Source organism: Pseudoalteromonas sp. TAP-3C, assembly GCF_059888565.1.
The window spans coordinates 108,299-121,358 of the sequence record NZ_CM187618.1; the positions used below are offsets into that span (position 1 = coordinate 108,299).

The window sequence follows — 13,060 nt, forward strand, 5'->3', positions numbered from 1 at the left end:
CGCTAAGCCTTTGGTTGATGCGATAAATTGAACTTCCGTCCAAGACCGTAGGCGGCTTAGGCCTTAATTTTACCTACGTAGACGGTGTGAATCCCCAGATAGATTTTTTCCTAATCTTCTGGCTCTCGCCGTAAAAAGCATCTCCATCTTTATTGACGGGGAAGAGTAAAACAGGGAAGCCGATGTACGGTAACCCATTAAACCAGGAGTAACACCCATGGCTTTAAATCTTCAAGGCAAAAAAGCAATTGTTGCTGAAGTCAACGAAGCAGCCAATGGTGCTCTTTCTGCAGTTATTGCAGATTCTCGTGGTGTAACAGTTGGTGCAATTACTGCCCTTCGTAAAGAAGCACGCGCAAATGGCGTATGGATGAAAGTTGTCCGTAATACGTTAGCAAAACGTGCTTTTGAAGGAACAGAATTTGAGTGCCTTTCTGACTCATTAGTTGGTCCAAGCTTAATCGCTTTCTCATCAGAGCACCCAGGTGCTGCTGCGCGTATCTTTTCAGATTTTGCGAAAAAGAATGAGCATTTCGAACTTAAGACGGCCGCTTTTGAAGGTAATGTAGTAGATGCAGCTATGCTTGCAACCCTACCTACATACGACGAAGCTGTTGCACGCTTAATGAGCGCTATGAAAGAAGCGTCTGCTGGCAAATTGTGTAAAACAATTGAAGCGGTACGTGTACAGAAAGAAGAGCAAGCTGCTTAATTTTAAGTTGTTTAATTTTTTTCGGTGTAAATTTATTTGGGCCTTAGAGCCCGTTAATTATTAGGAAATTTGTAATGTCTGTAACTAAAGACCAAATCCTTGACGCAATTGCTGAAATGTCAGTAATGGACGTTGTTGCTCTAGTTGAAGCAATGGAAGAAAAATTCGGCGTAACTGCTGCAGCTGCTATGGTAGCAGGTCCTGCTGCTGAAGCTGCTGAAGAGAAAACAGAATTTGACGTAATTCTTACTGGCGCTGGCGCTAATAAAGTTGCTGCAATCAAAGCTGTTCGTAGCGCAACGGGTCTTGGCCTGAAAGAAGCTAAAGCACTTGTTGAAGCGGCTCCTACACCTGTTAAAGAAGGTGTATCTAAAGAAGAAGCTGAAGCACTTGCTAAAGACCTTACTGAAGCTGGTGCTGAAGTTGAGGTTAAGTAATTTAGCTTTTGCTAAGTTCGCTGTCTGAGAAATCAGGCAAGGGCTGGTGATTATTTAATCACCGGCCTTTTTGCGCTATGGAGTGACTATTCTTATAGTGCAAATAAAATCTGATTTATTCTTTAATTTCAACGCTTTATAGTTTGCTAGTGTTGAGGTGGGATTAAATTGGAACAACAGTGAAATGTTGTACATCTTGGCATAGATGCCAGTTAAGTCTGTTCTTACAAGAACAGGTCGGGTCAAAGATTAGCAAGCTGAGGAACCCCATGGCTTACTCTTATTCTGAAAAGAAACGTATCCGTAAGGATTTTGGTAAACGTCCACAAGTTTTGGATATACCTTTCTTACTGTCGACGCAGTTAGAATCGTTTAAAAAATTCTTAGTCCCGGACGCTGATGGCGATCATGGTTTGGAAGCTGCCTTCCGTTCTGTGTTCCCAATTAAAAGCTACTCGGGAAATTCTGAGCTTCAATACGTAAGTTATCGTATTGGTGAGCCAGTATTCGATGTAAAAGAATGTCAAATTCGCGGTGTGACTTATTCTGCTCCACTTCGCGTGAAACTGCGTCTTGTAGTAATGGACAAAGAAGCTCCAGGCACAGTTAAAGACATTAAAGAGCAAGAAGTTTATATGGGCGAAATTCCGCTCATGACCGATACCGGTACTTTTGTAATCAATGGTACAGAGCGTGTTATCGTTTCTCAGCTACACCGTAGCCCTGGTGTATTCTTTGATAACGACCGCGGTAAAACTCACTCATCAGGTAAAGTGCTGTATAACGCACGTGTAATTCCTTATCGTGGTTCATGGTTAGACTTTGAGTTTGATGCAAAAGATAACTTATATGTACGTATTGACCGTCGTCGTAAATTACCGGCGTCTATCATTTTACGTGCACTTGAGTACTCGAGTGAAGAAATCCTAGATATTTTCTTCGATACTACTGCGTTTGAAGTAACTGACGGTAAAGTTCTTATGGAACTTGTGCCTTCACGTTTACGTGGTGAAACTGCTGCTTTTGATATCAAGAGCGAAGACGGTGAAGTCTTTGTTGAAAAAGGTCGTCGTGTTACGGCTCGTCACATCAAGAGCATCGAGAAAAAAGGCACTAATCAACTTGAAGTACCGCACGAGTACATCATTGGCCGTATTATAGCAAAGAACTATGTTGATGAATCAACAGGTGAAATCATTGCTACTGCGAATGACGAGCTAACGCTTGAAATGATGGCTGAGTTGGTTAAAGCAGGTCACACTAAAATTGATACTTTATATATCAATGAAGTGGACAGCGGCGCTTACATGTCAAACACATTAAATATTGACTCGTCAAGCAACCGTTTAGAAGCACTAGTAGAAATTTATCGCATGATGCGCCCAGGCGAGCCACCGACAAAAGACGCGGCTGAAGCCTTATTTGAGAACTTATTTTTCTCAGAAGAACGCTATGACTTATCAACTGTAGGTCGTATGAAGTTCAATAGCCGTGTTGGTTACGATTCAGACACAGGCCCTGGCACATTAAGCAAAGAAGACATCGTTGCAGTTATGAAAGTATTGATTGCTATTCGTAACGGTGTTGGCGATGTTGATGATATAGACCACTTAGGCAACCGTCGTATACGTAGTGTTGGCGAAATGGCTGAGAACCAATTCCGTGTAGGTTTAGTGCGTGTAGAGCGTGCTGTACGTGAGCGTTTAAGCTTAGGTGACCTAGATGCGGTAATGCCCCAAGATCTTATTAACGCTAAGCCTATTTCGGCAGCGGTTAAAGAGTTCTTCGGCTCATCTCAGTTATCACAGTTTATGGACCAAAATAACCCGCTATCAGAAGTAACGCATAAACGTCGTATTTCTGCATTAGGTCCGGGCGGTCTAACGCGTGAGCGTGCAGGCTTTGAAGTACGTGACGTTCACGTAACTCACTATGGTCGTGTATGTCCAATCGAGACGCCTGAGGGTCCAAACATCGGTCTAATTAACTCATTGTCTACGTACGCACGTACCAATGATTACGGTTTCTTAGAAACACCATACCGTAAAGTGGTAGATGGTGTAGTAACTGATGAAGTTGATTACTTATCAGCCATTGAAGAAGGTCAGTTTGTTATCGCCCAGGCGAACTCAAACTTAACCGAAACCAATGAGTTTGTAGATGAACTTATTCCATGTCGTCACAAAGGTGAATCTACCTTTATGGGTCGCATGGACCAGCAATATATGGATGTATCACCACAACAGGTGATCTCTGTAGCGGCTGCACTTATCCCGTTCCTAGAACACGATGATGCTAACCGTGCATTGATGGGTTCAAACATGCAACGTCAAGCTGTACCCACATTAAAAGCGGATAAGCCGTTAGTAGGTACTGGCATTGAGTTAACACTAGCGAAAGATTCTGGTGTAACGATTGTTGCTAAACGTGGTGGTGAAGTAATGTATGCTGACGCAAGTCGCATCGTTGTGAATGTACATGAAGAAGAACGCATCCCTGGTGAAGCGGGCATCGACATCTACAACTTAACCAAGTACACACGTTCTAACCAAAATACCTGTATTAACCAAAAACCAACATGTATGGTTGGTGAACCGGTTACTCGTGGCGATGTGTTAGCAGATGGTCCTTCGACAGACTTAGGTGACTTAGCCCTTGGTCAAAACCTTCGCGTGGCATTCATGCCATGGAACGGTTACAACTTCGAGGATTCAATCTTACTATCTGAGCGTGTAGTTGAAGAAGATCGTCTAACCACAATCCACATTCAAGAACTACAGTGTATTGCTCGTGATACTAAATTAGGCTCAGAAGAGATCACAGCAGATATCCCGAACGTGGGTGAATCTGCTCTAGGCAAGCTTGATGAATCAGGCGTTGTTTATATTGGTGCTGAAGTTAAAGGCGGCGATATTCTAGTAGGTAAAGTGACGCCAAAAGGCGAAACGCAATTAACACCGGAAGAAAAGCTACTACGTGCTATCTTTGGTGAGAAAGCATCTGATGTTAAAGACAGCTCTTTACGTGTACCAAATTCTGTAACTGGTACTGTAATCGACGTGCAAGTGTTTACCCGTGATGGTGTTGAAAAAGATAAACGTGCGTTAGAAGTTGAAGAAATGCAACTTCGCGATGCGAAGAAAGATTTCAACGAAGAGTTCCGTATTCTCGAGTCAGGTGTTTTAGAGCGTGCTCGCACGTTACTAGTTGCAGCGGGCTTCGATGAAGACAACTTAGCGTCACTCAATGCTGAAAAACTACTTACTCAAAGCCTTGCACAAGAAGACAAGCAGGCTGAACTTGAGCAACTAGCTGCACAGTACGATGAGCTTAAAGCTGAGTACGAGAAAAAGTTTGAAAACAAGCGTCGTAAAATTACTCAAGGTGATGACTTAGCGCCAGGCGTACTTAAAATTGTAAAAGTATACCTTGCTGTTAAACGTCGTATCCAACCGGGTGATAAAATGGCGGGTCGTCACGGTAACAAAGGTGTTATCTCGACTATCGTACCAGTAGAAGATATGCCATACGATGACAAAGGTCGCACGGTTGATATCGTACTAAATCCACTAGGTGTACCATCGCGTATGAACATCGGTCAGATCCTTGAAACACACATGGGTCTTGCTGCACGCGGTATTGGTGAGCGTATTGAAGAAATGATGAAAGAGCAGCGCGAAGTTCATGAGCTGCGCGAGTTCATCAAGCAAGCTTATGAAATTGGTGAATCTCGCCAGTTTGTAGATATTGCTAGTTTCTCTGATGACGAAATCCGTCGTTTAGCTGAAAACTTGAAAGGTGGTTTACCAATCGCTACTCCTGCATTTGATGGCGCAAAAGAAAGCGAAATCAAAGACATGCTTGAACTAGCTGGCTACCCTCGTAGTGGTCAGGTTACACTTTATGATGGCCGTACTGGCGATCAGTTTGAACGTCAAGTAACCGTAGGTTACATGTACATGCTGAAACTGAACCACTTAGTTGATGACAAGATGCATGCGCGTTCAACTGGTTCTTACAGCCTTGTTACTCAGCAGCCGCTGGGTGGTAAAGCACAGTTCGGTGGCCAGCGTTTTGGTGAGATGGAAGTATGGGCACTTGAAGCTTACGGTGCTGCTTACACGCTACAAGAAATGCTAACAGTGAAATCGGATGACGTGAACGGTCGTACTAAGATGTATAAAAACATCGTTGATGGTAACCATAAAATGGAACCAGGTATGCCAGAATCGTTCAACGTATTGCTCAAAGAAATCCGCTCACTGGGTATCAACATCGAGTTGGAAGAAAATTAAGCCAATTAGGTGCTGTAGTTAACTACAGCACCTGTTACGGCTCAATAGAATGTAGGGACGAAATCATCCGTCCTCAAGATTAACTCCGACAGGAGAGCTAAGGTGAAAGACTTACTTAAGTTTCTGAAGCAACAAAATAAGACCGAAGAATTCGATGCAATTCGCATTGGTCTTGCTTCACCAGACATGGTTCGTTCATGGTCATACGGTGAAGTAAAGAAACCTGAGACTATTAACTACCGTACTTTCAAGCCTGAGCGCGATGGCTTATTCTGTGCCCGTATTTTCGGCCCAGTGAAAGATTATGAGTGTTTATGTGGTAAATATAAACGCCTTAAACACCGTGGTGTGATCTGTGAAAAGTGTGGCGTTGAAGTAACACTCACTAAAGTGCGTCGTGATCGTATGGGTCATATTGACCTTGCGAGCCCGGTTGCACATATATGGTTTTTAAAATCATTACCGTCACGTATCGGCTTAATGCTTGATATGACGCTTCGTGATATTGAACGTGTTCTTTACTTCGAATCATTCGTAGTAACTGAGCCTGGTATGACAACGCTTGAGCGTGGTCAGTTATTAGGTGAAGAAGAATACCTAGATGCACTTGAAGAACACGGCGATGAATTTGAAGCGAAGATGGGTGCTGAAGCAGTATTAGACTTACTGCGTGAACTCGATCTTGCGCAATTAATTGCTGAAATGCGCGAAGAGTTACCAACAATTAACTCTGAAACCAAGCGTAAAAAGATCACTAAACGTCTTAAGTTAATGGAATCATTCCACCAATCAGGTAACAATCCTGAGTGGATGATCATGACAGTACTGCCAGTATTGCCACCTGACTTACGTCCATTAGTACCACTTGATGGTGGTCGTTTTGCGACATCTGATCTCAATGACCTTTACCGTCGTGTTATTAACCGTAATAACCGTCTTAAGCGTCTACTAGATTTAGCAGCACCTGATATTATCGTACGCAACGAAAAACGTATGTTACAAGAAGCGGTCGATGCGCTACTTGATAACGGACGTCGTGGTCGTGCAATTACAGGTTCTAACAAACGTCCTCTCAAATCGCTTGCTGATATGATCAAAGGTAAGCAAGGTCGTTTCCGTCAAAACTTACTTGGTAAGCGTGTAGATTACTCAGGCCGTTCTGTAATCACAGTAGGTCCTACACTTAAGCTTCATCAGTGTGGTCTTCCTAAGAAGATGGCTCTTGAGCTTTTCAAGCCATTTATTTATGGCAAGTTAGAGCGTCGTGGCATGGCTACGACAATCAAAGCTGCTAAAAAAATGGTTGAGCGTGAAGTTGCCGAAGTATGGGATGTGCTAGATGAAGTAATTCGTGAGCATCCAGTATTACTTAACCGTGCGCCAACACTTCACCGTTTGGGTATCCAAGCGTTTGAACCTGTGCTTATCGAAGGTAAAGCAATCCATTTGCACCCATTAGTATGTGCGGCCTATAACGCCGATTTCGATGGTGACCAAATGGCGGTACACGTACCGCTTACAATTGAAGCACAGCTAGAAGCACGTGCGTTAATGATGTCGACAAACAACATCTTATCGCCAGCTAATGGTGAGCCAATCATCGTTCCTTCACAGGATGTTGTATTAGGTCTTTACTACATGACGCGCGATCGCATTAACGCCAAAGGCGAAGGTGCAATATTTAAAGACCCTAAAGAAGCAGAAAAAGCATACCGCAGTGGTAATGCCGACCTTCACGCTATTGTGAAAGTGCGTATTAGCCAATCAGTTAAAAACGAAGACGGTGTTGTTGAAGACACTATCACTGTTATCGATACCACTGTTGGTCGTGCAATTTTGTCGCTAATTTTACCAAAAGGCATGCCGTATGAGTCAATTAACCAAGCCTTAGGTAAAAAGCAAATATCGTCGTTAATCAACGAGTGTTACCGCCGTCTTGGTCTAAAAGACACTGTTTTGTTTGCTGACCAAATTATGTACACCGGTTTTCATTACGCAATGAAGTCAGGTGTTTCAATTGGTATTGATGACTTAGTTATCCCGCCAATTAAAGCACAGATCATTGAATCGGCAGAAGCTGAAGTAACTGAAATTAACCAGCAATTCCAGTCAGGTCTAGTAACCGCTGGTGAAAAGTACAATAAAGTTATTGATATCTGGTCACGTGTAAATGAAAACTTATCACGTGAAATGATGGCCAACTTGTCAAAAGACACGGTAATCAATGCTAAAGGCGAAGAAGTAGAGCAAGCCTCATTTAACTCCGTGTTTATGATGGCCGACTCAGGTGCGCGTGGTAGTGCCGCTCAGATCCGTCAGCTAGCAGGTATGCGTGGTCTAATGGCACGTCCAGATGGTTCAATCATCGAGACGCCAATCACGGCTAACTTCCGTGAAGGTCTAAACGTACTTCAGTACTTCATCTCAACGCACGGTGCGCGTAAAGGTCTTGCCGATACCGCATTGAAAACAGCGAACTCGGGTTACCTAACGCGTCGTCTAGTAGACGTTGCACAAGATTTGGTAATCAATGAGGACGATTGTGGCACAGAAGATGGCTTAACAATGAAACCGCTTATTGAAGGTGGTGACGTTGTAGAAGCACTTCGTGAACGTGTACTAGGTCGTGTTGTTGCTGAGGATGTTGTAATTCCAGGTACTAATACGGTACTTGTAGAACGCAATATCATGCTTGATGAAAAACTGTGTGACCTGTTAGAAGAGCACTCAGTAGATGAAGTTCGTGTACGTTCAGTTATCACTTGTGATAACGACTTTGGTGTATGTGCTAAGTGTTATGGCCGTGACCTTGCACGTGGTCATATCATCAACGCGGGTGAATCAGTCGGTGTTATCGCGGCGCAATCAATCGGTGAGCCGGGTACACAGTTAACGATGCGTACCTTCCACATCGGTGGTGCGGCATCTAGAGCGTCTGCTGAAAACAATGTACAAGTTAAAACTAACGGTACATTAAAACTTCATAATGCTAAATATGTATTAAACACAGAGGGTAAAATTGTTATTACCTCTCGTTCTACTGAGCTAACTATTATTGATAGTTATGGTCGTGAGAAAGAGCGCTATAAAGTACCTTACGGTGCGGTATTAACAGTGCAAGACAATGCAGAAGTTAAAGGTAACGATATTATCGCTACTTGGGACCCGCATAGTCACCCAATTGTTCTTGAGCATAAATCAAAAGTATCGTTTAGTGATATTGATGATTCAAACACAGAAGCACAAACTGACGAACTAACCGGTTTGACTCGTGTTGTTGTCAAAGATCTTTCTAAAGCGAATGCGAAAGAACCAAAGCTTATCATCGAAAGTGATGAGCGTGGCTTGCAAGAAACACGTCTTCCTTCATTTACTACGATTGAAGTCACTGACGGTGCGACTGCAAACCCAGGTGACGTGTTAGCACGTATTCCGCAAGAAGGTTCGAAAACACGTGATATCACGGGTGGTCTACCACGCGTAGCCGACTTATTTGAAGCGCGTAAACCAAAAGAGCCAGCTATCTTAGCTGAGATCACTGGTACGATTAGCTTTGGTAAAGAGACTAAAGGCAAGAAACGTTTAGTTATTACCCCTGCTGAAGGCGATCATTACGAAGAAATGATCCCGAAGTGGCGTCAACTTAACGTGTTTGAAGGTGAGCAAGTGTCTAAAGGTGAAGTTATCGCCGATGGTCCAGAATCACCGCATGATATCTTGCGTTTACGTGGTGTGACTCATGTTGCTAACTATATCGTTAACGAAGTGCAAGAGGTTTACCGTTTGCAAGGCGTTAAGATCAATGACAAGCACATTGAAACAATTATCCGTCAAATGATCCGTAAATGTATCATTCTAGACGGCGGTCATAGTGAATTTTTAGCCGGAGAGCAAATCGAAGTGGCACGCGTGAATATCGCAAACCGCGACCTTGAAGCTCAAGGCAAATTACCAGCTAAGTATGAAATCCAGTTAATGGGTATCACTAAAGCATCACTGGCCACAGAATCTTTCATCTCGGCAGCTTCATTCCAGGAGACCACGCGTGTCCTAACAGAAGCCGCTGTAAATGGTAAGAGCGATGAACTACGCGGTCTGAAAGAAAACGTAATTGTGGGTCGACTGATCCCAGCCGGTACTGGTTTTGCGTATCACCAAGAGCGTATGGCTCGTCGTAAGCAGAGTAAAGTTGTTGTTGAAGAGCAAACAGTCAGTGCAGAAGAGGCAACTCAAGCACTTACCGATGCTTTAAACGCTGATATGTCAGGAAATCAATAAACTGAACCTAATCAATAGATTAGGATTTAGCAAGGCAGTTATCTACTGCCTTGCTAGCGGTTTAGGTTGACAGCTCAATCTTTGCTCATTAAAATTCCGCCACCCGTTTACTTGCACGTTTAAAACATGCTCGTAAAACAAGGGCGGATTTTTTATTTTTTTCAGTAGTAATTTTAATTTCAGGAGCTATTTAAATGGCAACTATTAACCAGCTAGTGCGTAAGCCACGTCGTAGCAAGGTTACTAAAAGTAACTCAGCTGCGCTTAAAGCGTGTCCGCAAAAGCGTGGTGTATGTACTCGCGTATATACAACTACACCTAAGAAACCAAACTCGGCGTTACGTAAAGTAGCCCGTGTACGTTTAACTAACGGTTTCGAAGTAACTTCATACATCGGTGGTGAAGGTCATAACCTTCAAGAGCACAGTGTAATCCTAATCCGTGGTGGTCGTGTTAAAGATTTACCAGGTGTGCGTTTTCACACTGTACGTGGTGCACTTGACTGTGCAGGCGTTAGCGACCGTCGTCAAGCTCGTTCTAAATACGGTGCAAAACGCCCTAAAGGCTAATTGTATTCCGTTAGTAAGGCCAAGCACTAAATATTATTAATTATTGTTTTGGGTTATTGTCTCGAAAGAGCAAACCTGAATAAACCGGAGATACAAAATGCCTAGAAGACGCGTAATAGGTCAACGTAAAATTCTTCCAGATCCTAAGTTCGGATCGGAGCTTCTTGCTAAATTCGTTAACATCGTAATGTTAGATGGCAAGAAATCTACTGCTGAAAAAATCGTTTATGGTGCGCTAGACGTGGCTGCTGAGAAATCAGGCAAGTCGCACCTAGAAATCTTTGAAACAGCACTTGATAACATCCGTCCACAGGTAGAGGTTAAATCTCGCCGTGTAGGTGGTTCTACTTATCAAGTACCTGTTGAAGTACGTCCAGTACGTCGCAACGCATTAGGTATGCGTTGGTTAGTAGACGCTGCACGTAAGCGTGGCGAAAAATCTATGGGCTTACGTTTAGCTCAAGAAATCGTCGACGCTTCTGATAATAAAGGCACTGCGGTTAAGAAACGTGAAGACGTTCACCGTATGGCTGAAGCGAATAAAGCATTCGCTCATTACCGTTGGTAATCTGTCCTTAACCTTTAAGAGGATTTTATGGCACGTACAACTCCACTTGAGCGCTATCGTAATATAGGTATTGTTGCTCACGTAGATGCAGGCAAAACCACCACAACAGAACGTATTTTGTTCTACACGGGTCTTTCTCATAAGATCGGTGAAGTGCATGATGGCGCCGCAACTATGGATTGGATGGAGCAGGAACAAGAGCGTGGTATCACAATCACTTCTGCTGCAACAACGTGTTTCTGGAAAGGGATGGACGCGCAATTTGACGACCATCGTATCAATATTATTGATACTCCAGGGCATGTCGATTTCACTATTGAAGTAGAGCGTTCTTTACGCGTACTCGATGGTGCGGTAGTTGTTCTTTGTGCTTCATCGGGTGTGCAGCCGCAAACTGAGACGGTTTGGCGTCAAGCGAACAAATACGAAGTGCCGAGAATGATCTTCGTAAATAAAATGGATCGCACGGGCGCTGACTTCTTAGCGGTGGTTAGCCAGGTGAAATCTCGTCTTGGAGCAACGCCTGTTCCAATCCAGTTGCCAATTGGCGCGGAAGACGATTTTAAAGGTGTTATTGACCTGATAAAAATGAAAGTAATTAACTGGAACGAAGCGGACCAGGGTATGACTTTCTCTTATGAGGCGATACCGGCAGAACTTCTGGAATCAGCTGAGCAATGGCGCGCTCATTTAGTTGAAAGCGCTGCTGAAGCAACAGAAGAACTAATGGATAAATACTTAGAAGGTGAAGAGTTAAGTGAAGCAGAAATTAAAAATGCTTTGCGTCAACGCACATTAGCTAATGAGATTGTTCCAGTTACTTGTGGTAGTGCATTTAAAAACAAAGGCGTTCAAGCTGTGCTTGATTGCGTTGTTGAATATATGCCATCACCAACACAAGTGAAACAAATCCAAGGTATCCTTGAGAATGGAACCGAAGAGGAACGCCCTGCTAATGATAAAGCGCCGTTTGCTGCACTTGCATTTAAGATTGCAACAGACCCGTTTGTTGGCACCTTGACCTTTTTCCGTGTTTACTCTGGAACTGTTAAACAGGGTGATGCGGTATATAACCCAGTAAAAAGTAAGCGTGAGCGTTTTGGTCGTATCGTTCAGATGCATTCAAACTCACGTGAAGAGATCAAAGAAGTCTACGCAGGCGATATCGCGGCGGCTATTGGTCTCAAAGACGTAACAACAGGTGAAACACTGTGTGATCCGAATTCTATTATTACGCTTGAGCGGATGGAATTCCCTGAACCAGTTATCTCTGTTGCGGTTGAGCCTCGCACAATCGCTGACCAAGATAAGATGGGGATTGCGCTAGGTAAACTAGCGGCTGAGGATCCATCTTTTCGCGTACAAACCGATGAAGAGTCAGGCCAGACGATTATCTCTGGCATGGGTGAACTTCACCTTGATATCATCATCGATCGTATGAAACGTGAATTCAGTGTTGAATGTAACGTGGGTAAGCCGCAGGTTGCATACCGAGAAGCTATTCGTTCAACTGTTAAAGTTGAAGGGAAGTTTGTACGTCAATCAGGTGGTCGTGGTCAATATGGTCACGTCTGGCTTAAACTTGAACCGATGGATATTTCGGATGATGAAGCGCCAATTTATGAGTTTGTTAACGAAACTGTTGGTGGTTCAGTTCCTAAAGAATACATCCCTGCGGTAGATAAAGGTATCCAAGAGCAAATGTCTCAAGGCGTACTGGCAGGCTACCCATTACTTGGCGTGAAAGCGACTTTATATGATGGTTCATTCCATGATGTAGATTCGAATGAAATGGCATTTAAGATAGCAGGTTCACTGGCAATGAAAAAAGGGGCGCTTGAAGCGAACCCAGCACTTTTAGAGCCAGTAATGAAGGTTGAAGTACTCACTCCTGAAGCAAACATGGGTGATGTAGTTGGCGACTTAAACCGTCGTCGCGGCATGATCGAAGGCATGGAAGATGCACTCGGTGGACTTAAGCAGATAAATGCGCAAGTTCCACTATCTGAAATGTTTGGTTATGCGACTGCTTTACGATCTGCAACTCAAGGTCGTGCCTCATACTCTATGGAGTTCTTGAAGTACGCCGAGGCCTCTAAGCAGGTTGCAGATACAATAATTTCAGCTCGCGCTGTAATATGATTTTTAGCTTGTCTAACTTAATAGTGAGTTAGACTTTAATTTCTTTATTAGGAATTTTT

The 13,060-nt window shown here is 43.5% G+C and carries 7 protein-coding genes; all 7 read left to right on the forward strand.

Going from position 1 to position 13,060, the window contains the following annotated elements; genetic code table 11:
• Positions 1-217 precede the first annotated feature (217 nt).
• The gene (gene rplJ / locus AC6H44_RS00530) at positions 218-712 is read left to right on the forward strand and encodes a 50S ribosomal protein L10 (protein ID WP_500736829.1); all 495 of its coding nucleotides are present in this window, start codon (positions 218-220) and stop codon (positions 710-712) included.
• Positions 713-786: 74 nt separating this feature from the next.
• Complete coding sequence (gene rplL, locus AC6H44_RS00535) at positions 787-1,149, forward strand: 50S ribosomal protein L7/L12 (RefSeq protein ID WP_064668694.1); 363 nt, start codon at positions 787-789, stop codon at positions 1,147-1,149.
• 269 nt (positions 1,150-1,418) lie between these two features.
• Positions 1,419-5,444, forward strand: coding sequence for a DNA-directed RNA polymerase subunit beta (gene rpoB / locus AC6H44_RS00540; protein ID WP_500736832.1), 4,026 nt, complete (start codon positions 1,419-1,421; stop codon positions 5,442-5,444).
• A gap of 102 nt (positions 5,445-5,546) precedes the next feature.
• A complete protein-coding gene (gene rpoC, locus AC6H44_RS00545; protein WP_500736833.1) occupies positions 5,547-9,722 on the forward strand; it encodes a DNA-directed RNA polymerase subunit beta' in 4,176 nt (1,391 codons plus the stop codon).
• 194 nt (positions 9,723-9,916) lie between these two features.
• Positions 9,917-10,291 (forward strand): 30S ribosomal protein S12, encoded by a 375-nt coding sequence (gene rpsL, locus AC6H44_RS00550; RefSeq protein ID WP_002958885.1) that lies wholly within the window; start codon positions 9,917-9,919, stop codon positions 10,289-10,291.
• 97 nt (positions 10,292-10,388) lie between these two features.
• Complete coding sequence (gene rpsG / locus AC6H44_RS00555; RefSeq protein ID WP_010555004.1) at positions 10,389-10,859, forward strand: 30S ribosomal protein S7; 471 nt, start codon at positions 10,389-10,391, stop codon at positions 10,857-10,859.
• A 27-nt stretch (positions 10,860-10,886) separates the two neighbouring features.
• Positions 10,887-13,001 carry an elongation factor G gene (gene fusA / locus AC6H44_RS00560; protein WP_500736835.1) on the forward strand — a complete coding sequence of 705 codons (2,115 nt, stop codon included), beginning with the start codon at positions 10,887-10,889 and terminating at the stop codon, positions 12,999-13,001.
• The last annotated feature ends 59 nt before the right edge of the window (positions 13,002-13,060 follow it).

Bases quoted from the DNA above. Each gene is read 5' to 3' on its own strand.
- rplJ (WP_500736829.1), top strand. From the start codon at position 218: ATGGCTTTAAATCTTCAAGGCAAAAAAGCAATTGTTGCTGAAGTCAAC.
- rplL (WP_064668694.1), top strand. From the start codon at position 787: ATGTCTGTAACTAAAGACCAAATCCTTGACGCAATTGCTGAAATGTCA.
- rpoB (WP_500736832.1), top strand. From the start codon at position 1,419: ATGGCTTACTCTTATTCTGAAAAGAAACGTATCCGTAAGGATTTTGGT.
- rpsL (WP_002958885.1), top strand. From the start codon at position 9,917: ATGGCAACTATTAACCAGCTAGTGCGTAAGCCACGTCGTAGCAAGGTT.
- rpsG (WP_010555004.1), top strand. From the start codon at position 10,389: ATGCCTAGAAGACGCGTAATAGGTCAACGTAAAATTCTTCCAGATCCT.
- fusA (WP_500736835.1), top strand. From the start codon at position 10,887: ATGGCACGTACAACTCCACTTGAGCGCTATCGTAATATAGGTATTGTT.